This is a genomic window from Microbispora sp. CSR-4 (genome assembly GCF_008033685.1).
In the GTDB taxonomy this organism is placed as follows: Bacteria; Actinomycetota; Actinomycetes; order Streptosporangiales; family Streptosporangiaceae; genus Microbispora.
This window is the reverse complement of record NZ_VJVX01000054.1, coordinates 30204-52288: the sequence shown is the minus strand read 5'-3', so window position 1 is coordinate 52288 and position 22085 is coordinate 30204. Positions and strand designations below refer to the sequence as shown.

At 70.6% G+C, this 22085-nt stretch carries 19 protein-coding genes; 16 read left to right on the top strand and 3 right to left on the bottom strand.

Features of this window, described 5'->3' with window-relative positions; all coding sequences use genetic code 11:
- Nucleotides 1–52: 52 nt before the first annotated feature.
- From ruvB to FLV34_RS30970, 6 genes are all read left to right on the top strand, one after another.
- On the top strand, nucleotides 53–1102 hold the full coding sequence (gene ruvB, locus FLV34_RS30995) for a Holliday junction branch migration DNA helicase RuvB (RefSeq protein WP_142648936.1): 1050 nt from the start codon (nucleotides 53–55) through the stop codon (nucleotides 1100–1102).
- A gap of 243 nt (nucleotides 1103–1345) precedes the next feature.
- Complete coding sequence (yajC, locus tag FLV34_RS30990; protein ID WP_142648937.1) at nucleotides 1346–1696, top strand: preprotein translocase subunit YajC; 351 nt, start codon at nucleotides 1346–1348, stop codon at nucleotides 1694–1696.
- 41 nt (nucleotides 1697–1737) lie between these two features.
- On the top strand, nucleotides 1738–3528 hold the full coding sequence (secD, locus tag FLV34_RS30985) for a protein translocase subunit SecD (protein ID WP_312845752.1): 1791 nt from the start codon (nucleotides 1738–1740) through the stop codon (nucleotides 3526–3528).
- Complete coding sequence (secF, locus tag FLV34_RS30980; RefSeq protein ID WP_142648938.1) at nucleotides 3528–4562, top strand: protein translocase subunit SecF; 1035 nt, start codon at nucleotides 3528–3530, stop codon at nucleotides 4560–4562. The genes secD and secF overlap by 1 nt, the downstream gene beginning before the upstream one ends.
- An 88-nt stretch (nucleotides 4563–4650) precedes the next feature.
- Complete coding sequence (locus FLV34_RS30975; protein ID WP_142648939.1) at nucleotides 4651–5157, top strand: adenine phosphoribosyltransferase; 507 nt, start codon at nucleotides 4651–4653, stop codon at nucleotides 5155–5157.
- 288 nt (nucleotides 5158–5445) lie between these two features.
- A complete protein-coding gene (locus FLV34_RS30970; RefSeq protein ID WP_142648980.1) occupies nucleotides 5446–7626 on the top strand; it encodes a bifunctional (p)ppGpp synthetase/guanosine-3',5'-bis(diphosphate) 3'-pyrophosphohydrolase in 2181 nt (726 codons plus the stop codon).
- Between the two features lie 228 nt (nucleotides 7627–7854).
- Here the strand turns inward: FLV34_RS30970 and FLV34_RS30965 are convergent, their stop codons facing one another.
- Nucleotides 7855–9084, bottom strand: a complete 1230-nt coding sequence (locus FLV34_RS30965; RefSeq protein WP_142648940.1) for a DUF349 domain-containing protein — start codon at nucleotides 9082–9084, stop codon at nucleotides 7855–7857.
- Between the two features lie 59 nt (nucleotides 9085–9143).
- Nucleotides 9144–9992 (bottom strand): peptidylprolyl isomerase, encoded by an 849-nt coding sequence (locus tag FLV34_RS30960; protein WP_142648941.1) that lies wholly within the window; start codon nucleotides 9990–9992, stop codon nucleotides 9144–9146.
- A 269-nt stretch (nucleotides 9993–10261) separates the two neighbouring features.
- On the opposite strand from FLV34_RS30960, the gene FLV34_RS30955 reads away from it, so the two are divergent.
- The 3 genes from FLV34_RS30955 to aspS are packed head-to-tail and all read left to right on the top strand — an operon-like array spanning nucleotide 10262 to nucleotide 13949.
- The gene (locus tag FLV34_RS30955) at nucleotides 10262–10945 is read left to right on the top strand and encodes an MBL fold metallo-hydrolase (RefSeq protein ID WP_147944782.1); all 684 of its coding nucleotides are present in this window, start codon (nucleotides 10262–10264) and stop codon (nucleotides 10943–10945) included.
- Nucleotides 10945–12201 (top strand): histidine--tRNA ligase, encoded by a 1257-nt coding sequence (gene hisS / locus FLV34_RS30950; RefSeq protein WP_142648942.1) that lies wholly within the window; start codon nucleotides 10945–10947, stop codon nucleotides 12199–12201. Before FLV34_RS30955 ends, hisS begins: the two co-directional genes overlap by 1 nt.
- Complete coding sequence (gene aspS / locus FLV34_RS30945; RefSeq protein ID WP_147944778.1) at nucleotides 12198–13949, top strand: aspartate--tRNA ligase; 1752 nt, start codon at nucleotides 12198–12200, stop codon at nucleotides 13947–13949. The genes hisS and aspS overlap by 4 nt, the downstream gene beginning before the upstream one ends.
- A gap of 71 nt (nucleotides 13950–14020) precedes the next feature.
- Here aspS and FLV34_RS30940 read toward each other — a convergent pair whose 3' ends face one another.
- Nucleotides 14021–14938: a peptidylprolyl isomerase gene (locus tag FLV34_RS30940; RefSeq protein ID WP_142648944.1), complete on the bottom strand. Its 918-nt coding sequence runs from the start codon at nucleotides 14936–14938 to the stop codon at nucleotides 14021–14023.
- A 219-nt stretch (nucleotides 14939–15157) separates the two neighbouring features.
- Between FLV34_RS30940 and FLV34_RS30935 the strand changes: the two genes are divergently transcribed.
- From FLV34_RS30935 to mltG, 7 genes are all read left to right on the top strand, one after another.
- Nucleotides 15158–15625 carry a DUF2231 domain-containing protein gene (locus FLV34_RS30935; protein WP_142648945.1) on the top strand — a complete coding sequence of 156 codons (468 nt, stop codon included), beginning with the start codon at nucleotides 15158–15160 and terminating at the stop codon, nucleotides 15623–15625.
- Nucleotides 15626–15641: 16 nt separating this feature from the next.
- Nucleotides 15642–16961 carry a replication-associated recombination protein A gene (locus tag FLV34_RS30930; RefSeq protein WP_147944777.1) on the top strand — a complete coding sequence of 440 codons (1320 nt, stop codon included), beginning with the start codon at nucleotides 15642–15644 and terminating at the stop codon, nucleotides 16959–16961.
- Nucleotides 16962–17087: 126 nt separating this feature from the next.
- On the top strand, nucleotides 17088–17567 hold the full coding sequence (locus FLV34_RS30925) for a DUF948 domain-containing protein (protein ID WP_142648947.1): 480 nt from the start codon (nucleotides 17088–17090) through the stop codon (nucleotides 17565–17567).
- Nucleotides 17567–17836, top strand: a complete 270-nt coding sequence (locus FLV34_RS30920) for a hypothetical protein (protein WP_142648948.1) — start codon at nucleotides 17567–17569, stop codon at nucleotides 17834–17836. The genes FLV34_RS30925 and FLV34_RS30920 overlap by 1 nt, the downstream gene beginning before the upstream one ends.
- Before the next feature lies 1 nt (nucleotide 17837).
- On the top strand, nucleotides 17838–20510 hold the full coding sequence (alaS, locus tag FLV34_RS30915; protein WP_142648949.1) for an alanine--tRNA ligase: 2673 nt from the start codon (nucleotides 17838–17840) through the stop codon (nucleotides 20508–20510).
- A 7-nt stretch (nucleotides 20511–20517) separates the two neighbouring features.
- Nucleotides 20518–21021, top strand: a complete 504-nt coding sequence (ruvX, locus tag FLV34_RS30910) for a Holliday junction resolvase RuvX (RefSeq protein WP_142620615.1) — start codon at nucleotides 20518–20520, stop codon at nucleotides 21019–21021.
- The gene (mltG, locus tag FLV34_RS30905; protein ID WP_168066096.1) at nucleotides 21018–22052 is read left to right on the top strand and encodes an endolytic transglycosylase MltG; all 1035 of its coding nucleotides are present in this window, start codon (nucleotides 21018–21020) and stop codon (nucleotides 22050–22052) included. The genes ruvX and mltG overlap by 4 nt, the downstream gene beginning before the upstream one ends.
- The last annotated feature ends 33 nt before the right edge of the window (nucleotides 22053–22085 follow it).

The following is a 22085-nucleotide window of genomic DNA, read 5'->3' as shown; positions in this document are numbered from 1 at the left end:
AATTTTCACCGGGAATCGGACGGGTCCCGGCAGGCCGAGCGGATGGTGTCGAGTGAGCTTCGAGCGGGATCTCGTGTCGCCGGAACCGGAGGGCGACGAGCGGGCGATCGAGGCCGCGCTGCGCCCCCGGCGCCTTGACGAGTTCATCGGGCAGGGCCGGGTGCGCGAGCAGCTGTCGCTGGTGCTGGAGAGCGCGCTGCGCCGCAACCGCCCGCCCGACCACGTGCTCATGAGCGGCGGTCCCGGGCTCGGGAAGACGACGCTCGCCATGATCATCGCCTCCGAGCTCGGCGCGCCGCTGCGGATGACCTCGGGCCCGGCGCTGGAGCGCGCGGGCGACCTGGCCGCGATCCTGTCCACGCTGACCGAGGGCGAGGTCCTGTTCATCGACGAGATCCACCGCATGGCCCGCCCGGCGGAGGAGATGCTCTATCTCGCCATGGAGGACTTCCGGGTGGACATCGTCGTCGGCAAGGGCCCCGGCGCCACCTCGATCCCCCTCGACATCGCCCCGTTCACCCTGGTCGGGGCGACCACCAGGGCGGGGCTGCTGCCCGCGCCGCTGCGCGACAGGTTCGGCTTCACCGCCCACATGGACTTCTACGACGTGGCCGAGCTGGAGCAGGTGCTGCGGCGCTCCGCGAAGCTGCTGTCGGTCGAGCTGCCGGACGAGGGCGCCCACGAGATCGCCCGCCGTTCGCGCGGCACGCCCCGCATCGCCAACCGCCTGCTCCGCCGGGTGCGCGACTTCGCCGAGGTCCGCGCGGAGGGCGTGATCGACCGGGAGATCGCGGCGGCGGCGCTCAACCTCTACGAGGTCGACGCCGAGGGGCTCGACCGGCTCGACCGGGCCGTGCTCGACGCGCTGCTGCGCAAGTTCGGCGGCGGCCCGGTGGGCCTGTCGACACTCGCGGTGGCGGTGGGGGAGGAGCCGGAGACCGTCGAGGTCGTGGCCGAGCCCTTCCTGGTGCGGCAGGGGCTGCTGGCCCGCACCCCGAGGGGCCGCGTCGCCACCGCGGCCGCCTGGGCGCACCTCGGCATGACCCCGCCTCCCGACGCGGTCGGCTCGGTGGCGGTGCCCTCGCTCTTCGACGACGCCTGAACGCCGGGCGCCAAGGCGGTAAGCGGAAACCGGGGCAAAGAGGTAACAGACCGATTGCGAAGCCCATGAAACGGGAACTTTCCCGCCCGCCTGCCCGTGGGTTCGTTGCCGGGCTTCTGCGTGCTCGCATACACTGCGTGGCTTGACTGGCCGCACACGCGAGAAGTCGCGGTGGCCCGCGTGTGAAGCGCACAAGACCTCCGGCGTCAGGCCGGTTCATCACGTTACGAAAGGGTGGCCCCCGTGGGTAACAACCCGCTTGGGACGTTCCTGCCACTGATCTTGTTGGTAGTGGTGTTCTACTTCCTCCTGATCCGCCCCCAGCGCAAGCGGCAGCAGGAACAGATCCAGATGCAGAACTCCCTCACCCCGGGCGCCCGGGTCATGACCACGACGGGGTTGTTCGCGACGGTGGTCGCGCTGCAGGACGACGACGTCGTGCTGGAGGTGGCCCCCGGTGTCGAGACCCGCTGGGTCAAGGCGGCGATCGGCCGGGTGATCACCCCCGCGGACGAGGTGACCGAAACCGAGGAGACCGTGACCGAGGGCACCGACACGGGGAACGGCGACGACACGAGCACCAAGCAGTCCTGAGTAGGCTGATCACAACTTTTCGACGAAAGAACTGACCTCCAGTGGCCCCACCGACCAGTAGCCAGAGCAAGCCGGGACGCACACTCCTGCTGCTCCTTGCGCTCATCATCGTCATGGGCGCGACGGTCGCCCTCCAGAAGGCGTTCGTCCCCAAGTTCGGCCTCGACCTCGCGGGCGGCACGACCGTGACGCTCTCGCCGGTCACGGCGGACGGGAAGGCGCCGTCGCAGGAGAGCCTCGACCGAGCCGTGACGATCATCCGGCAGCGCGTCAACGGCACCGGCATCTCCGACGCCCAGGTCGCGAAGTCGAACGACAACATCGTGATCCAGATCCCGGGCGCGGGCCGTGACGAGGCCCTCAAGCTGGTGTCGACCACCGCCGAACTGCGCATGCGGCAGGTGCTCGCGGTGGCCGCCGCGGCGAACCCGCCGGCCGAGGTGCCCACGGCGGCTCCGACGCCCAGCGGCTCGGCCACGGCGACGCCCGCGACCACCGCGGGCACGCCGACGCCGGCCGGGCAGGGCGCGGACAACGGCAACGCGACTCCCGCCGGGCGCGCCCTGTCGAAGGCGCTGACCGCGCCGTCGCCGGACCCGAGCGCCTCGGAGAGGGCCGGGAACCACCGCAAGGCGGGGGCGGGAGCCGCCCGCGCCAACCGGGCGAAGGCGTCGCCCTCGGCGGCCGCTCCCAGCCCCACGCCGACGGCCGCTCCGCAGGACGCGGGCGACCCACTGGCAGGTCAGGACACCAGCGGCATCGACCCGGCGCTGCTGACCGAGTTCCGCAACATCGACTGCACCGCGAAGAACCGCGGTCAGGGCGCCGCGGACGACCCGAACAAGCAGATCGTCGCCTGCAGCGACGACGGCACGGCCCGCTACATCCTGGACAAGGCCGCGGTGCAGGGCACCGAGATCAGCGGCGCCCAGGCGGGCACCGACCCCACCACCGGTGAGTGGATCGTCCAGGTCGACTTCAAGTCGAAGGGCGCCAGCCAGTTCGCCGACATCACCCGGCGCATCACGTCCCTGCCGGCCCCGCGCAACCAGCTCGCCAACGTGCTGGACGGCGTCGTCATCGTCGCTCCGACGATCGAGGAGGCCATCCCCGGCGGCAGCGCCCGGATCTCCGGCAGCTTCACGCAGACGACCGCCACCGAGCTGGCCGACCAGCTCAAGTACGGCGCGCTGCCGCTGAAGTTCCAGCAGAGCTCGGTCGTGTCGGTCTCCTCGACCCTCGGCCAGGACCAGCTCAACGGCGGTCTCATCTCCGGTGCGCTCGGCCTGCTCGTCGTCATGATCTACCTGTTGATCTACTACCGGGGCCTGGGGCTCATCGGCATCGCCAGCCTGTGCGTGGCCACCGTGTTCACGTACCTGACGGTGGACGTGCTGAGCCACAACGCCGGCTTCCGGCTTTCGCTGCCGCACATCATCGGTCTGGTGGTCTCGATCGGCATCACCGCGGACTCGTTCATCGTCTACTTCGAACGGATCCGTGACGAGATCAAGGAGGGCCACCGCACGCTGCGCTCGGCCGTGGAGGTGGCCTGGCGGCGCGCCCGGCGCACCATCCTGGTCGCCGACGCGGTCATGTTCATCGCCGCGGTGGTGCTCTACTTCCTCGCGGTCGGCGACGTGGCCGGCTTCGCGTTCGCGATGGGCCTGACGACGCTCATCGACATCGTGGTGGTGTTCCTGTTTACCAAGCCGCTGATGTCCCTCATGGGGCGGTTGCGGTTCTTCTCCAAGGGCCACAAGCTGTCCGGACTCGACGCGGAGCGCATGGGCCGCACCAGCCCCGCCGAGCAGACCCTGCAGGAGGCGTGATGCCGGGAGTGATCAGCCGCCTCTACCGCGGCGACATCAACATCGACTTCGTCGGCAAGCGCAAGATCTGGTACGGCCTGTCGGTGTTCCTGCTGGCCGTCTCGATCCTCGGCCTGGCGCTGAACGGGCTCAACCTGGGCGTGGAGTTCCGCGGCGGCTCGGTGTTCGACTTCACGCGCACGCCCGGCTCCAGCATCGAGCAGGTCCGCGAGACCGTCTCGGACGCCGGGGTCCACCAGGTCATCGTGCAGCAGGCCGGTCCGAACTGGCGGGTCACCACCGAGAGCCTCAAGGGCGACGAGGTGACCAAGGTCCAGACCACGATCGCCCAGAAGTACGGGATCAAGGAAGACCAGGTCAGCTCCCAGGTCATCGGCGCGACCTGGGGTGGCGAGGTCTCGCAGAAGGCCTGGATCGGCCTCGCGGTCTTCATGATCGCGATCATGCTGTACCTGTCGGTCGCCTTCGAGTGGCGGATGGCCCTCGCGGCGATCGTCGCCCTCGTCCACGACCTCGTGATCACCGCGGGCGTCTACGCCTGGTCGGGCTTCGAGGTCACCCCGGCGACCATGCTCGGCTTCCTCACGATCCTCGGTTACTCGTTGTACGACGCGGTCGTCGTCTTCGACATGATCAAGGAGGTCACGGGCAAGCTCGGCACGAGCGCGAAGATGACCTACACGCAGGCCGCCAACAACGCACTCAGCCACACGCTGATCCGGTCGCTGAACACCTCGCTGGTCGCGATCCTGCCGGTGGCGGCGATCCTGTTCATCGGCACCACGCTGCTCGGCGCCGGCACGCTGAAGGACCTGTCGCTGGCCCTGTTCGTCGGCATGATCGTCGGCACCTACTCGTCCCTGTGCGTGGCCACGCCGATCCTGGTCACGCTGAAGGAGCGGGAGCCCAAGTGGCAGGCGCTGGCCCAGCGGGTGCACGCCAAGCAGGTCTCCGCGGCCAAGGCCGCCGCGAAGGAGCCCGTCTCGGCCGGCACGCAGCAGGCCGCCGGCACGGAGAAGCGCAAGAAGCGCTGACCCCCGGCCCGTCCGACGCAGGCGCCCCCGGAACCCGCCGGTTCCGGGGGCGCCTTCATGTTCCCCTGTCCCGTTAGGCTTGGGCGTCGTGACTGACTGGACGGCTCTCATCAGGGATGTCCCGGACTACCCCAGGCCCGGCATCCTCTTCAAGGACATCACGCCGCTGCTGGCGGACCACGCGGCCTTCACGCAGGTCGTGGACGAGCTCGGCGAAGGCCTGACCTTCGACAAGGTGGTCGGCATCGAGGCGCGGGGCTTCATCCTGGCCGCGCCGGTGGCCTACCGCAGTGGCGCGGGATTCGTCCCAGTACGTAAAAAGGGTAAATTGCCCGCCGATACGTACGAGGAGTCCTACGATCTGGAGTACGGCTCCGCGACGATCGAGGTGCACGCCGACGCCTTCGACCCCGGCGACCGGGTCCTGATCGTGGACGACGTGCTCGCCACGGGCGGCACGGCCAGGGCGGCCGTGGAGCTGGTCAGAAGGACGGGCGCGGAGGTCGTGGCCGCGTCCTTCCTGATGGAGCTGTCCTTCCTCTCGGGCCGCGACCGGCTCCCGGGCCTGGAGGTCCGCACGCTGCTCACCGTCTGAGCCGTACGGGCCGTACGGGCCGGTCAGGGGGCACTCGGCCGAGAGTGCTGTGGCAGCACGGATACACTGTGGAATCTGGACTCGACGTGAGGAGTCTGTGTGCCCCGTGAAGTGGTCGTGCCCGACAGCGCGCGGGTCGATCGCGGAGTGATCTCCCGCGACGCCCCCGAGCCCGTCGCAGACGTGCCCCCCGACGCGGCACGCGACCCCGCGGCGGTCCCGGAGGACAAGCCGGCGTCGCCGGCCACGCGACGGAGGCTCGCCCGTTTCGGGGGGCAGTGGGGTGCTATGAATCCGGTGTTGGAACCGCTCTTCAAGACGGTCCGTGCCACCCATCCCAAAGCAGACCTGCGGCTGATCGAGCGGGCGTACGACGTCGCCGCCTATCACCACCGCGATCAGAAGCGCAAGAGCGGCGACCCGTACATCACCCACCCGCTCGCGGTCGCGACGATCCTGGCGGAGCTGGGCACGGACGACGAGACGCTGTGCGCGGCCCTGCTGCACGACACCGTGGAGGACACCGCCTACAGCCTCGACGAGTTACGAGCCGACTTCGGCGACAACATCGCGTTGCTCGTCGACGGGGTGACCAAGCTCGACAAGGTGAAGTTCGGCGACGCGGCGCAGGCCGAGACCGTGCGCAAGATGGTCGTCGCGATGTCGCGCGACATCCGCGTGCTGGTCATCAAGCTGGCCGACCGGCTGCACAACATGCGCACCATGCGCTACATGCCCGAGCACAAGCGGCAGCAGAAGTCCCGGGAGACGCTGGAGATCTTCGCGCCGCTGGCCCACCGGCTCGGCATGAACACCATCAAGTGGGAGCTGGAGGACCTCGCGTTCGCCATGCTCTACCCGAAGCGATACGACGAGATCGCCCGGATGGTGTCGGAGCGCGCGCCGCGCCGCGACCTGTTCCTGCACGAGGTCATCGAGAAGGTCTCCGCCGACCTGCGCGAGGCGAAGATCAAGGCGACCGTGCGGGGCCGTCCCAAGCACTACTACTCGATCTACCAGAAGATGATCGCCAAGGGCGTGGCCTTCGACGACATCTACGACCTGGTGGGCATCCGCGTACTGGTCGACACGGTCCGCGACTGCTATGCGGCGCTCGGAACGATCCACGCCCAGTGGAAGCCGGTGCCGGGGCGGTTCAAGGACTACATCGCCATGCCCAAGTTCAACATGTACCAGTCGCTGCACACGACGGTCATGGGACCCGAGGGCAAGGCCATCGAGCTCCAGATCCGCACGCGGGCCATGCACAACCGGGCCGAGTACGGCGTGGCCGCGCACTGGAAGTACAAGGAGGAGATGACCGGCGCCGGGGCCGGCAAGGTCAAGCAGGTCAACGACATGGCCTGGCTGCGCCAGCTGCTCGACTGGCAGAAGGAGACCTCCGACCCGGGGGAGTTCCTCGAGTCGCTGCGCTTCGACCTGTCGGTCTCCGAGGTGTTCGTCTTCACCCCGCGCGGTCAGGTGATCGCGCTGCCCGAGGGCGCCACCCCGGTCGACTTCGCGTACGCCGTGCACACCGAGGTCGGCCACCGATGTATCGGCGCGCGGGTCAACGGCAGGCTGGTGCCGCTGGAGTCCCGCCTCGGCAACGGCGACACCGTCGAGATCTTCACGTCGAAGTCGCCGGACGCGGGGCCGTCGCGAGACTGGCTGAAGTTCGTCAAGAGCGGCCGGGCCCGCAACAAGATCCGTCAGTGGTTCACCAAGGAGCGCCGCGAGACCGCCATCGAGGCGGGCAAGGAGGCGATCGGGCGGGCCATGCGCAAGCAGGGCCTGCCGCTGCAGCGGCTGATGTCCGGCGAGGCGCTGCTGGCCCTGGCCAGGGATCTGCGCTACGCCGACGTGTCCGCCCTGTACGCGGCCGTCGGCGAGGGGCACGTCACCGCACAGTCGGTCGTGGACAAGCTCGTACAGGCCCTGGGAGGCGTCGAGGGGGCCGAGGAGGACATCGCCGAGGCCCAGGTCCCGACGCGGCTCAAGGGCCGTCTGAGGGCCAACTCGAACGCCGGGGTGATGGTCGCGGGAGACCCGGACGTGTGGGTCCGCCTGTCGCGCTGCTGCACCCCGGTGCCGGGGGACGAGATCGTCGGGTTCGTCACGCGGGGGCACGGCGTTTCCGTGCACCGCACCAACTGCCCCAACGTGGAGCAGCTCAGCGCCCACCCCGACCGGCTGGTGGAGGTCGCCTGGTCGCCCGGGGACGACTCGGTCTTCCTCGTCGCCATCCAGGTGGAGGCGCTCGACCGGCCCCGCCTGCTGTCGGACGTCACGCGGACCCTGTCCGACCAGCACGTGAACATCCTGTCGGCGTCGGTCACGACCAGCCGCGACCGGGTGGCGATCAGCAAGTTCACCTTCGAGATGGGCGACCCCAAGCACCTCGGCCACGTGCTCAAGGCGGTGCGCAGCGTCGCCGGCGTCTACGACGTCTACCGCGTGACCAGCTGACGGCCCGCCAGGCCACCCGGAATCGGCGACCGGCCGGCCGCCCCTGCCCGGGCGGCCGCCGCACGCGCCCTCAGGGAGCTCTCAGGAAGCCGCCCTCAGGGAGCCGCCCTCAGGGAGGGGCCTCATACGGCGCCCCTCGTTCGGCGGCGGACATGCGAATCCCGGCGTGAGGGTCACGCCGGGATTCGTTCGAATCGGTTCAGCGGCCGAAGCCGGTCAGGAGCCGGGTCAGGAGAACTCGGCGAGCGTCCGCTCGGCCTCCTGGAGCCAGGAGCGGCGGGCGGCCAGGGCCTCCTCCGCCTCCTTGACGTCCTTGTCCCGGCCGGCCGCCTGGGCCTTGGCCAGCCGCGTCTCCAGCTGGTCGATCGACCTGCGGAGCTGGTTGACCGTGTCCTGGGCGCGGGCCCTGGCCTCGGGGTTGGAGCGCTTCCACTCGTTCTCCTCGGCCCTGCGGACCGCGTCGTCGACCTTGCGCAGCCCGCCCTCCAGGCGGTCGCGCTGGTCGCGCGGCACCGGCCCCGCGGCCTCCCAGCGCTCCAGGATGCTCCGCAGCGCCGTGCGCGCGGCCCGGGCGTCGGTGACCGGCAGCAGCTTCTCGGCCTCGGCCAGCAGGCCCTCCTTGACCTCCGCGTTGGCCGCGAAGGAGGCGTCCCGCTCCGCGAACACCGCCGAGCGGGCCTGGAAGAACTGGTCCTGGGCGGCCTTGAAACGCGCCCACAGCTCGTCCTCGACCTCACGGGAGGCGCGCCCGGCGGCCTTCCACTCGCGCATCAGCTCGCGGTAGGCCGCCGCGGTGGCGTTCCAGTCGGTCGAGTCCGCCAGCGCCTCCGCCTCGGTGACGATGCGCTCCTTGGTGCCGCGCACCGCGTCGCGCTGCTGGTCGAGCGAGGAGAAGTACGCCTTGCGCCGCTTGGCGAAGGCCGTACGCGCCGTGGACAGCCGCTTCCACAGCGTCGCCTCGGTGGCCCGGTCGACCCGCTCGGCGGCCTTCCACTCCTCGACGAGCTGCCGCAGCCGCTCGCCGCCTGACTTCCAGTGCGTCGTCTCCTCGGCGATGCGCTCGGCCTCGGCGACGATGCGCTCCTTCACCTCGCGGGCGTGCGCCCGGGCCTGGTCACGTGCCGCCCGCAGCTCCTCGCGGCGCTTGCCGACCAGCTCGGTGAGCGCCGTCAGCCGGTCCTGCAGGGAGCCGAGATCGCCGACCGCGTGCGCCTCGGCCACCGACTCCCGCAGCTTGGCGATGCTCGCCTCGGCCTGGGCCGGCGCGAGGTCGGTGCCGCGCACCCGCTGCTCCAGGAGCTGCACCTGGCCCGCCAGCTCGTCGAACTTCCGGCGGTAGTAGGCCAGCGCCTCCTCCGGCTCACCGGCCTGCCAGGACCCGACGGCCCGTTCTCCCTCAGCCGTACGCACGTAGACGGTGCCGTCCTCGTCTACCCGGCCCCACGGGTCGGTGCTCACCGTGTCCTCCCGCACTTGAATCAGCCTCCAGGGCTCGATGTGCCCTTGGTTGTATTACGTCAGCTCTTGCTGGTGATTGTCACGTCTTTGATGACCACGGGCTGCTTCGGGGCACCAGTGCCGTCCCCGCCCGGACTGGCGATGACGCCCTTCTTGGCGACCTTGTCCACGATTTCGAGTCCTTTGGTCACCGTACCGAAAGGCGTGTAGTCGGGGCTCAGCCCGGTGTCCCCGTACACGATGAAGAACTGGCTCCCGTTAGTGTTCGGGCCGCTGTTCGCCATCGCGAGCACGCCACGCGTGTACTTCGCGCCCGCCAGGTTCTCGTTGGCGAAGCGGTAGCCGGGGCCGCCCTGGCCGTCGGTCGGGTTCTTGCCGTCCGCCTTGGCCAGCGGGTCGCCGCACTGCAGGATCGGGAAGTCCGTGCCCATCCGGTGGCACTTCGTGTCGTCGAAGTAGTCCTTGGACGCCAGGAACTTGAACGAGTTGACCGTGCAGGGCGCCTTCTCGCTGTCCAGCTTCGCGACGATGTCGCCGAGGTTGGTCTTGATGGTCATGGTCGCCGGGGCGGTGCTCACCTGCTCCGGCGGCATGCCGACGTTCTTGACCTGTCCGCTGCCCTCGTCGGGGACATAGCCGCAGGTGCCCTTGGCCGGGTCGTACGGCTTGGGGTCGTTCGCGAGGGGCTGGCTGCTCGCCGACGCCGACGCGGCCGCCGTGGCGTCGCCGTCGTCGCTGCCGAGCAGGGTCGTCGCCGCGACCACACCGCCGATCACCACCACCACGGCCGCGGTGGTGCCTATGATCGCGGCGCGCCGCGACTTCTGCTCGCGTTCCGCCCGGGCCCGCAGCTGCCGTTCGTAGTGTTCCCGGGCCAGCTGCTTCTGCCGGTCCTTGCCGGTGACCACTTCGACCTCCCGACTCGTCCTGTTTCCCATGGTCGTACGCCCGGACGCGGTCTCGCCGGAGCGTGCCCGCCACACCCGGGAGGTGCTCCGGGAACGGCGGCCCGTTCTATAGCATCCGGCTCGACTGCTCCAAGAATGACTATTGAGGTGGGCGAATCGTATCGGCTGACGGGTATTGGTTCGCAGCCTGCCGACCCGCACCGGTACCCTTCGGTTACATTCGCTCGCGCAATCCTTGATTGATCCGTACAGACGCAGAGGCCGCTTCCGTGCTCGTCGCCGGGTTTCCCGCAGGGTCGTTCCAGACCAACTGTTACATCGTCGCTCCCGCAGCAGGCGAGGAGTGCGTGGTCGTCGACCCAGGTCAGGACGCCGTGGAGGGCCTCGACGCGCTGCTGCGCGAGCACCGGCTGAAGCCGGTCGCGGTGCTGCTCACCCACGGTCACATCGATCACGTGTGGTCTGTGGCCCCGGTGTGCGGCGCCCGCGACGTGCCCGCGTGGATCCATCCCGAGGATCGCGATCTGCTGTCGGACCCGGGAAAGGCGTTCCCGCCGCAGGCGGGCCAGCTCTTCGGCGGCCTGAAACTTTCCGAGCCCGACGACGTGCGGGAGCTGGCCGACGGGGCCGTGCTGTCGCTGGCCGGGCTGGAGCTCACGGTCGAGCACAGGCCGGGCCATACCAGGGGGTCGGTGACGTTCCGGACGCCCGTCGAGGACACCCAGGTCCTGTTCGCGGGCGACCTGCTGTTCGCCGGCTCCATCGGCCGTACCGACCTGCCCGGCGGCGACCACGCCGCCATGCTGCGCAGCCTCGCCAAGACGCTGACGCTGCCGGACGAGACCACGGTCCTGCCCGGCCACGGACCTCAGACGACCATCGGCCGCGAGCGCGCGACCAACCCCTTCCTCAGGGACGTCGCGCCGCACGCAGGCCCGACCAGGGGATTGTGATGACCTTTCAGGCGCCCAAGGGCACCTTCGACTGGATGCCCCCGCGTTCGGAGTGGGCTCTCGCCGTACGGGACGCCCTGGCCGCACCGGCACGCCGCGCCGGCTACGGCTACATCGAGACGCCGGCCTTCGAGGACACGGCGCTGTTCTCGCGCGGCGTCGGCGAGTCGACCGACATCGTGACCAAGGAGATGTACACGTTCACGAGCCGGGGCGGCCAGTCGCTGACGCTGCGCCCCGAGGGCACCGCGAGCGTGATGCGGGCCGTGCTCGAACACGGCCTGTACGGCGGGCCGCTGCCGATCAAGCTCTGGTATTCGGGCAGCTACTTCCGCTACGAGCGGGCCCAGGCGGGGCGCTACCGCCACTTCTCGCAGGTGGGGGCGGAGGCCCTGGGGGCCGAGGACCCCGCGCTCGACGCCGAGCTGATCGTGCTGGCGATGGACGGCTACGCCTCGCTGGGCCTGCGCGGCGTGCGGCTGCTGCTGAACTCGCTCGGCTGCAAGGAGTGCCGACCGGCCTACCGCGCCGCGCTGCAGGACTTCCTGCGCGGCCTGGACCTCGACGAGGCCACCCGCCACCGGATCGAGATCAACCCGCTGCGGGTGCTCGACGACAAGCGTCCCGAGGTGCGCGCGCAGCTGGAGAACGCGCCGCTGGTCACCGATCACCTGTGCGGGGCCTGCAAGGCCTACCACGAGGAGGTCAGGGGCCTGCTGACGGCGGCCGGCGTGACGTACGAGGACGACCCCCGGCTCGTGCGCGGCCTGGACTACTACACGCGCACGACCTTCGAGTTCCTGCACGACGGCCTGGGCGCCCAGTCGGCGGTCGGCGGGGGAGGACGCTACGACGGGCTGAGCGAGCAGATCGGCGGCCCGGCGCTGCCCAGCGTGGGCTGGGCCCTCGGGGTGGACCGCACGGTGCTCGCGATGGAGGCCGAGGGCCTGCTGGCCGAGCGGCCCCGCGGCGTCGAGGTGTTCGCCGTGCCGCTCGGCGAGGAGGCCAGGAGGCGCGTGTTCCCGCTCGTGAGCGAGCTGCGCAGGGCCGGCCTCGCCGTCGACATGGCCTTCGGCGGCCGTGGCGTCAAGGGCGCGATGAAGGCCGCCGACCGCAGCGGCGCGCGGTACGCGCTCATCCTCGGCGACCGAGATATCGAGGCGGGCGCCGTGCAAGTGAAGGACCTGACCACAGCCGACCAGACCGCGGTTCCGTTCGCGGAGGTCGTCCAGTTCTTGAAGGGGAAACTCTCGTGATCCGCACCCACGAGGCAGGCACGCTCCGCAAGGAGCACGCGGGCCAGAAGGTGACGCTGGCCGGATGGGTGGCGCGCAGGCGCGACCACGGCGGCGTGGTCTTCATCGACCTGCGCGACGCCTCCGGCTCGGCCCAGGTGGTCTTCCGCGAGGAGGACCACGCCCACGACCTGCGCGCGGAATACTGCGTCAAGGTCACCGGCGAGGTACGCCTGCGTCCGGCCGGCAACGAGAACCCCGATCTGCCCACGGGCGAGATCGAGGTCGTCGCCTCCGAGGTGGAGGTGCTGAGCGAGTCGGCGCCGCTGCCGTTCCCGATCGAGGGCAGCTCGGGCGTGTCGGAGGAGGCGCGGCTGAAGTACCGCTACCTCGACATCCGCCGCCAGAAGATCGCCGACGCGCTGCGGATCCGCTCCCAGGCGACCTACCTCGCCAACGAGGTCATGCGCGAGCGCGGGTTCGTCTACGTCGAGACCCCGCACCTGACCCGCTCGACGCCCGAGGGCGCCCGCGACTTCCTGGTGCCCGTGCGGCTCCAGCCGGGCAACTGGTACGCCCTGCCGCAGTCGCCGCAGCTGTTCAAGCAGCTCCTCATGGTCTCCGGCCTGGAGCGCTACTACCAGCTCGCCCGCTGCTTCCGCGACGAGGACCTGCGGGCCGACCGGCAGCCCGAGTTCACCCAGATCGACATCGAGATGTCGTTCGTCGACCAGGACGACGTCATCGAGCTGGGCGAGGCGCTCATCGGGCGGATCTGGAAGGAGACGATCGGCTACGAGCTGCCGACGCCGCTGCCCCGGATGACGTACGCCGAGGCGATGGCGCGGTATGGCTCGGACAAGCCGGACCTGCGTTTCGGCGTCGAGCTGACCGACCTCACGGACTACTTCTCCGGCACCTCGTTCCGCGTCTTCCAGGCGCCGTACGTGGGCGCGGTCGTGATGCCCGGCGGCGCCTCGCAGACCCGCAGGGAGCTCGACGCCTGGCAGGAGTGGGCCAAGTCGCGCGGCGCGCGCGGCCTGGCGTACGTGCTGGTGCAGGAGGACGGCACGCTCGGCGGCCCGGTGGCCAAGAACCTCTCGGAGACCGAGCTGGGCGGCCTCGCCGAGGCGACCGGCGCCAAGCCCGGCGACGCGATCTTCTTCGCGGCCGGCGCGCCCTCGGCCTCGCGCGACCTGCTCGGCGCGGCCCGCCTGGAGATCGGCCGCCGCTGCGACCTGATCGACGAGTCGCAGTGGTCGTTCCTGTGGATCGTCGACGCCCCGATGTTCGAGGAGGACGGCGAGGGCGGCTGGACCCCGGTCCACCACCCGTTCACCTCCCCGAAGCCGGAGTGGGCCGACAACTTCCAGGACAACCCGGGCGAGGCCCTGGCGTACGCCTACGACATGGTCTGCAACGGCATGGAGATCGGCGGCGGCTCGATCCGTATCCACCGGGCCGAGATGCAGCAGCGCGTGTTCGACGTGCTCGGCATCTCCAAGGAGGAGGCGGAGAGCAAGTTCGGCTGGCTGCTGGAGGCGTTCAAGTACGGCCCGCCGCCGCACGGAGGCATCGCCTACGGCTGGGACCGCGTCTGCATGCTGCTGGCGGGCGGCGAGTCGATCCGGGACGTCATCGCGTTCCCGAAGACGGCGTCCGGCTACGACCCACTGAGCGGCGCGCCCACCCCGATCAGCCCGGAGCAGCGCAAGGAGGCCGGCGTGGACGCCACGCCGAAGGCCGACAAGCCCGAGCCCGCGCAGTAGGCGGCAGGCGGCAGAACGCGAGACGGCCCCCGCGACATCGGTCGCGGGGGCCGTCTCGTGTCCGGGGCCGGTCAGACGACGGCCACGTCCTTGATCACGACCTTCAGCTTGGGGGCGTTGGAGCCCTCGCCCCGCACGTCGGCCGTGGGGTCGCCGTTGAACGGGATGATGCCGCCCTTGGCGATCTTGTCGATGATGTCCATGCCCTGGGTCACGACGCCGATCATCGTGAAGGCCGCGCCCATGGCGTTGAGCTGGGTGTTCTCGTCCGTGAAGGAGATGAAGAACTGGCTGCCGTTGGAGTTGGCGTCCTCCGTGCCCTGTGCCAGCCCGACCGTGCCGCGGGAGAGCGGCATCCCGTCGAGGTTCTCGTCGTTGAACAGGTATCCGGGGCCGCCCGCGCCGTCGTTCTTGCTCTTGCCGTCGCCCTTGGCCAGCGGGTCGCCGCACTGCAGCATGCCGAGGCCGACGGTCTCCACCGTCGCGAGGCGGTGGCAGACGGTGTTGTCGAAGAAGTTCTTCTTGGCCAGGAACGCGAAGGAGTTCACCGCGCACGGCGCGTCCCTGGTGGCCAGGGTGATGACGATCCGGCCCCGGTTCGTGGTGATGATCATCTTCTTCGCCGCGATGACCGACCTGCTCAGCTTGCTGGGCGGGAAGCCCACGAACTTCGCCGGGGCGCCCGTGTCGTCCTTGCGATACTCGCAGGTGACCTGGCGCAGGCTGGTGGGCCGGGTCGTCGGCGTGGGCGGCGTCAGCTCGGTGTGCTGCACCGTGGGGCCATCGGCGTCGGAGGCCGAGGGCGAGGCCGACGGGGTGGCCTCGGCTGTGCTGGCCGACCCGTCACTGCAGGCCACAAGGCCGCCCGCCAGCGCGAGGAGCCCCAGCCCGGCGCCGAGGGTGCTCCGCAGGCGGCGACGGGGGGTGGTCGCGCGCCCGGCCGTGCTCACGCGCGAAGCCGGTTGCTTCTGCCGATCAGTGTCGGTCACCGCTATGCCTTCCCTTTCCCCTTTTGTTACGACTGAGGCGCCACTCTATCCGTGATCCCGTTGGCTTCGTGTAAAACGGACGTCCCGGGGGTATCACATCGGTTTGCGCTCATCTTGCTCTCAGATCTGCCTGGGAACCTCCTGGCGAGCGAATCCGTACAAACCGGGGGACGGTTCGCGATCCGCGCCCCGGTCGCCGTCTCAGGAGGCGTTGCAACGATGTTCGACCAGGTCTTCGGACTCCCGGCCCACGCCCTCATCGTCCACGCGGCGGTGATCTTCGTGCCGCTGCTCGTGGCGCTGTCGATCGCGTACGCCGTGCTGCCCCGCGTGCGGCACAAGCTCGACTGGGCCCTGGTGGCGACCGCCGTGGTGGCCCTGGGCGCGGCGTTCGCGGCCAAGGAGAGCGGGGAGGCGCTGGAGCAGCGGCTGTTCCAGGGCCGCCCGTCCCCGGCGATCGACGTCCACAGCGGGTTCGCGGACGTCCTGGTGCCGGTGACCGCGGTGCTGACCGTCCTGTCCCTGCTGATGGTGTGGCTCACCCGGGCCCGCCGCGCCCCCGAGGGCGGCGGCGCGCGGGCCGTCACCCTGGTCGTGTCGGCCGCCTCCGTGATCCTCGCCGTGGTCGTCGGCTACTACGTCCTGCGGACCGGGCACACGGGTGCGACGGCCGTGTGGGGCGGCTGACGGTAGTGTCGGCGATGTGGAGAGCCTGTTCGATTCGGCCGCCGAGGAGGCGCATCGGGGCCAGGAGCCGCTGGCCGTGCGGATGCGGCCGCGCTCGCTGGAGGAGGTGATCGGCCAGCGGCACCTGCTGGGGCCCGGCACGCCGCTGCGCCGGCTGGTGGAGAGCGACGCGCCGATGTCGCTGTTCCTGTGGGGCCCCCCGGGCACCGGCAAGACCACGCTGGCCTACGTCGTGGCGGGTGCGACCAAGCGGAGGTTCGTGGAGATCTCGGCCGTCTCCGCCGGGGTCAAGGACGTGCGCGCCGCCATCGACCAGGCCCGCCGCGAGCTCGGCATGACCGGCAGGCAGACCGTGCTGTTCGTGGACGAGGTCCACCGGTTCAACAAGGCGCAGCAGGACGCGCTGCTGCCGGCGGTGGAGAACCGCTGGGTCACGTTCATCGGCGCGACCACCGAGAACCCGTTCTTCTCCGTCATCTCGCCGCTGCTGTCCCGCTCGCTGCTGCTCACCCTCGAACCGCTGGCCGAAGACGACGTCCGCGGCGTCCTGGAGCGGGCGGTGACCGACCCGCGCGGCCTCGGTGGGCGCGTCACCCTGCACCCCGACGCCCTCGACCAGCTCGTACGGCTGGCCGGCGGCGACGCCCGGCGCTCGCTGACCTACCTGGAGGCCGCCGCGATGCTGGCCGACGGGGTCGCCGCCGAGGTCACGGTGGAGGTCGTGGAGAAGGCCGTCGACAAGGCGGCCGTGCGCTACGACCGCCAGGGCGACCAGCACTACGACGTGGTCAGCGCGTTCATCAAGAGCATGCGGGGCTCGGACGCCGACGCGGCGTTGCACTATCTCGCCCGGATGGTGGAGGCGGGGGAGGACCCGCGGTTCATCGCCCGCCGGATCGTGATCTTCGCCAGCGAGGACGTGGGGATGGCCGACCCGACGTGCCTGCAGGTCGCGGTGGCCGCCGCCCAGGCCGTGGAGTTCATCGGCCTGCCTGAAGGGAGGATCAACCTCGCCCAGGCCGTCATCCACTGCGCGCTGGCGCCCAAGTCGAACGCGGTGGTCAAGGCGATCGGCGCGGCCTCCGACGACGTGCGGCGCGGGATGGTGGGCCGCATCCCCGACCACCTGCGCGATGCCCACTATCCGGGCGCGAAGAAGCTCGGCCACGGCAGGGGTTACCAATACCCGCACGACTTCGAGCACGGCCTCGTCCGCCAGGACTACGCGCCCGAGGAGCTGCGGGAGCGCCGCTACTACGAGCCGACCACGCACGGCGCGGAGGCGCGGTTCGCCGAACGCTGGGCGAAGATCAGGAGCTTCCTGCGCGGCGGCTGAGCCCCCGGCACGCGGCCCCGCGTGCGTGATGCGAAGCGGCCCTGGGTGTGTGGTGCGGAACGGCGGGCAGGTCGTTCGCGGTAAGGTCTTGCCATTCCAGCTCCGTTGATCTAGGGAGATCGGCACATGCTTACCGCGGGAGAGCTGGCGGGCCTCGTGGTCGCCATTTTCTGGGTGATCCTGGTCTGCTTCCTGGTCGTCGTGCTGGTCAGGCTGGCCAGACTGCTGACCGAGACCCGCAAGTCGGTGGCCGAGCTGAGCGACCGCATCGCCCCGCTCCTCGACGACATGAGCCAGACCGTCTCCGAGGCCAACCGGCGGCTGGCCGCCGCCGAGGAGATCACGGACAACATGCGTGACGTCAGCGGCAACATGGTCAAGATCACCGGCGTGGCGTCCACGCTGCTCGCCGGCCCGGTGCTCAAGATCTCCGCTTTCCGGGACGGCTTCCGCGTGGCGCTGGCCCGGCGTGCCTCCCGCAGGGCCCCGGCCCGGCGGGTCGCCCGCGGCGGTCCCCGCACCGGCCCCCGGACGGCGGAGAGGATCAACGAGCGGCACGCCGCCGAGCGAGCCGTGGAGCGCCGGGCCATCGGGAGGGGACGCTGATGATCCGGCGGCTCTTCTACATGTCCCTGGGCGCGTTCCTCACGGTCTGGACCATGCGTAAGCTTCAGTCGTTGCGGCCTGACCACGTGGCCAGGCGCACCGCCGACCGCGCGGTGACCCTCGCGGATCAGCTCAGGGACTTCGCCGGCGAGGTGCGCCGGGAGTCGGCGAGCAGGGAAACCGAGTTGCGCGCCGAGTTCGGGCTCGACACGGTTGATGGCATAACCACAGGCAAAAACAAAATCTACGACGTAAAGGACGGCCGCTGAAATGGAGTCGGCAGAGATCGCGCGCCGCTTCCTGCGCTTCTTCGAGGAGCGCGGGCACACAGTCGTGCCCTCGGCCAGCCTGGTCGCCGAGGACCCGACACTGCTTCTCGTGAACGCGGGAATGGTCCCGTTCAAGCCCTACTTCCTGGCGCAGCAGACGCCGCCGTACCGGCGGGCGACCAGCGCCCAGAAGGTCATGCGCACCCTCGACATCGACGAGGTCGGCAAGACCACCCGCCACGCCAGCTTCTTCCAGATGCTCGGCAACTTCTCCTTCGGCGACTACTTCAAGGAGCAGGCGATCCCGTTCGCCTGGGAGCTGCTGACGCGGCCCGAGTCCGAGGGCGGCTTCGGCTTCCCCGAGGAGCGCCTGTGGGCGACCGTCTACCTGGACGACGACGAGGCCCAGGACATCTGGCACCGCAAGGTGGGCCTGCCGCTCGACCGCATCCAGCGCCGCGACCTCGCCGACAACTACTGGCACATGGGCGTCCCCGGGCCCGGCGGCCCGTGCTCGGAGATCTACTACGACCGCGGCCCCGAGTACGGCCGCGAGGGCGGGCCGATCGCCGACGAGAACCGCTACCTGGAGGTGTGGAACCTCGTCTTCATGCAGTTCCAGCTCAGCCAGGTCCGCAGCAAGATCGACTTCGACGTCGCGGGCGAGCTGCCGGCGAAGAACATCGACACCGGCATGGGCCTGGAGCGCATGGCGGCCATCCTCCAGGGCGTCGACAACATCTACGAGATCGACACGACGTACAAGATCCTCGACACGGCGGCCGAGCTGACCCGGTCGCGCTACGGGCGCGACAAGCGCGCCGACGTGTCGCTGCGGGTGATCGCCGACCACATGCGGGCGGGCGTCATGCTCGTCGGCGACGGCGTGCTGCCCTCCAACGAGGGCCGCGGCTACGTGCTGCGCCGCATGCTGCGCCGCGCGATCCGCAACCTCCGCCTGCTCGGCGCGGGCGAGGAGCGGCACATGCACGCGCTCACCGCCGTCACCATCGACGTGATGGGCGAGCAGTACCCGGAGCTCAAGGCCGACGCCGCCAACATCCACACGGTCATCGACGCCGAGGAGGCGTCGTTCCTCGGCACGCTCCGCACCGGTACGGCGATCTTCGACGTCGCGGTGGAGGAGACCAAGCGCAAGGGCGCTTCGACGCTCAGCGGCGACCAGGCGTTCCAGCTCCACGACACCTACGGCTTCCCGATCGACCTCACCCTGGAGATGGCGGCCGAGCAGGGCCTTCAGGTGGACGAGGAGGGTTTCCGCCGGCTCATGAAGGAGCAGCGGGACCGCGCCAAGGCCGACGCCGCGGCGAAGAAGACCGGCAACGCCGACATCTCGGTGTTCACCGGCATTCTGGAGAAGTCCGGGAAGGTCGACTTCCTCGGCTATGACCACACCACCGCCGAGGCGAACGTCATCGGCCTGCTCGTCGACGGCGCGTCGGTCCCGGCGGCGGGCGCGGGGACCACGCTGGAGGTCGTGCTCGACCGCACCCCGTTCTACGCGGAGGGCGGTGGCCAGCTCTCCGACCAGGGCCTGATCCGCACCAGCGGCGCGGAGATCGAGATCGTCGACGTCCAGTCGCCGGTGGCGGGTCTCATCGTGCACCGCGGCAAGGTGCGTACGGGCGAGGTGCGGGTCGGCGACCAGGCGCAGGCGGACATCGACCTGGAGCGGCGGCGTGCGATCTCCCGCAGCCACACCGCGACCCACCTGGTCCACCGGGGCTTCCGCAACGCCCTCGGCGAGTCGGCGGCCCAGGCGGGCTCGGAGAACTCCCCGGGCCGCTTCCGCTTCGACTTCACCGCGGCAGGGGCGGTCTCCCCGTCGATGCTGCGCGACGTCGAAGACGAGGTGAACGCCGTCCTGATCAACGACCTCAAGGTCAACGCGTTCTACACCAGCCAGGCGCAGGCCCGCGCGATGGGCGCGCTCGCGCTGTTCGGCGAGAAGTACGGCGACGAGGTCCGCGTGGTCGAGGTCGGCGACTACTCCCGCGAGCTGTGCGGCGGCACGCACGTCGCCAGCTCCGGTCAGCTCGGCCTCGTGAAGGTGCTGGGCGAGTCGTCCATCGGCGCGGGCGTGCGCCGCGTGGAGGCGCTCGTCGGCCTCGACGCGTTCCGGTTCCTGGCCCGCGAGAGCGTGCTGGTCGCCCAGCTCAGCGAGCAGCTCAAGACCCGCCGCGAGGAGCTGCCCGAGCGGATCGAGGGCATCGTCACCCGGCTGCGCACGGCAGAGAAGGAGCTGGAGAAGCTGCGCTCGGCCCAGGTGCTCGCGGTCGCCGGCGAGCTCGCCGCGCAGGCCCGCGACGTGCACGGCGTCTCGGTGGTGACGCACCGCGCGCCTGATGGCACCACCCCCGACGACCTGCGTAAACTCGCCCTCGATGTGCGCGGCAGGTTCCCTGGCGACCGCGCCGCGGTCGTCGTCGTCTCCGGCGTCCCCTCCGACCGGCCGGTCGTCGTCGCCGCGGTCAACGAGGCGGGACGCGAGCGCGGCCTGAAGGCGGGCCGGCTCGTCGGCGTCGCCGCCAAGGCACTCGGGGGTGGCGGTGGCGGCAAGGACGACGTGGCCCAGGGCGGCGGCACGCGGCCCGAGGCGATCGATGACGCGCTTCGCGCGGTCGAGGAGGCCATCTCCTCCGCGGTGGCGTGAGCGGCCGATGAGGCACGGCGTCAGGATCGGGGTCGACGTCGGCTCCGTCCGCATCGGCGTGGCCCGCAGCGACCCGTCGGGTCTGCTGGCCACGCCGGTGGAGACCGTCCGGCGCGGCCGGGGCGACCTCGCGAGGATCGCCGAGATCACGGCCGAGCACGAGGCGATCGAGATCGTGGTCGGGCTGCCCACGTCGCTGTCGGGCAGGGAGAGCCACGCCGCCGGGGCGGCGCGCGAGTTCGCCGCGCGGCTGGCCCCGCGGGTGGCTCCGGTCCCGATCCGGCTGGTGGACGAGCGGCTCACCACCGTCAGCGCCCAGCAGGGCCTGCGTTCCAGTGGCGTGAAGGCCCGCAACCAGCGTGACGTGATCGACCAGGCGGCGGCCGTCGTGCTGTTGCAGGCCGCGCTCGACGGCGAGCGCGCCACCGGCAATCCCCCCGGCAGACCTCTCGAACCACCGCGGCCCGGCGCCGGGCCCGGTGAGGAAGCGAGCGGCGGGACCGCACGGTGAAGCGGACCGTGGCCGCCGTGGCCGGGGGGCTCGCCTTGGTCGCGGCGGCGGTGACGTATGGCGTGCACCAGGTGGTCGGGCAGTCCGACGAGGCCCCCGACTTCTCCGGCGAGGGCACGGGGACGGTCACGATCGAGATCAGGCCGGGGGCGAGCGCCGCCGAGATCGGCAGGACGCTGGAGCGCGCCGGTGTGGTGGCCAGCGCCCAGTCGTTCGTCGAGCAGGTCGTCATGCGCTCCAAGGAGACCGGCCTGCATCCGGGCCGTTACACGATGCGACGGCGCATGGCCGCCGCCAGCGCTCTCGACCTGCTGCTCGCGCCCGCGAGCAGGGTCGTGCGCACGGTCACCGTGCCCGAGGGGCTGCGTACGAGCGAGGTGCTGCGCATCCTCGCGGAGCGCACCGGCATCCCGCTGAAGGACTTCACGGCCGCCGTCGCCGAGCCCCGGAGCCTGCGCCTGCCCGCGTACGCCGAGGGGGAGGCCGAGGGCTTCCTGTTCCCCGCGACGTACGAGATCGAGCCGGACATGACCGCCGCCGACCTGCTCAGGAAGATGGTGGCCCGGTTCCGCGTCGCCGCCGAGAAGGTGCGGCTCAAGGAGCTGGCGCCGCGGGTGAAGCTCAGGCCCAGGCAGGTGGTGACGGTCGCCAGCATCGTGCAGGCCGAGGGCGGCGTCCCGGCCGACTACCCCAAGATCGCCAGAGTGGTGTACAACCGTCTCGCGCGCGGCGCGAAGCTGGAGATGGACAGCACCATCAACTACGCGCTCGACCGCCACACCCTCAAGGTCAGCATCGAGGACACGCGGGTCGACTCGCCTTACAACACCTACGCGCGTCCCGGGCTGCCGCCCGGGCCCATCGGCAACCCGGGGGAGAGCGCGCTCACGGCCGCCCTCCATCCCGCCGAGGGCGCGTGGTACTGGTTCGTGACCACAGATCCTCGTCATAAAATCACCAAATTCACAGACAAAGAGGCGGAGTTCCGGAAATATCGGGAGGAGCTGAACAGGTATCTCGGGACGAACTGATCGCTTCCCGGGGCATCCGCGCGGCTCCGCCTC

Excerpts from the sequence above, each read along its gene's own strand:
- ruvX (WP_142620615.1), top strand. The coding sequence starts at position 20,518 with ATGAGGCACGGCGTCAGGATCGGGGTCGACGTCGGCTCCGTCCGCATC.
- alaS (WP_142648949.1), top strand. The coding sequence starts at position 17,838 with ATGGAGTCGGCAGAGATCGCGCGCCGCTTCCTGCGCTTCTTCGAGGAG.
- hisS (WP_142648942.1), top strand. The coding sequence starts at position 10,945 with ATGACCTTTCAGGCGCCCAAGGGCACCTTCGACTGGATGCCCCCGCGT.
- FLV34_RS30920 (WP_142648948.1), top strand. The coding sequence starts at position 17,567 with ATGATCCGGCGGCTCTTCTACATGTCCCTGGGCGCGTTCCTCACGGTC.
- secF (WP_142648938.1), top strand. The coding sequence starts at position 3,528 with ATGCCGGGAGTGATCAGCCGCCTCTACCGCGGCGACATCAACATCGAC.
- FLV34_RS30935 (WP_142648945.1), top strand. The coding sequence starts at position 15,158 with ATGTTCGACCAGGTCTTCGGACTCCCGGCCCACGCCCTCATCGTCCAC.
- FLV34_RS30970 (WP_142648980.1), top strand. The coding sequence starts at position 5,446 with ATGAATCCGGTGTTGGAACCGCTCTTCAAGACGGTCCGTGCCACCCAT.
- FLV34_RS30925 (WP_142648947.1), top strand. The coding sequence starts at position 17,088 with ATGCTTACCGCGGGAGAGCTGGCGGGCCTCGTGGTCGCCATTTTCTGG.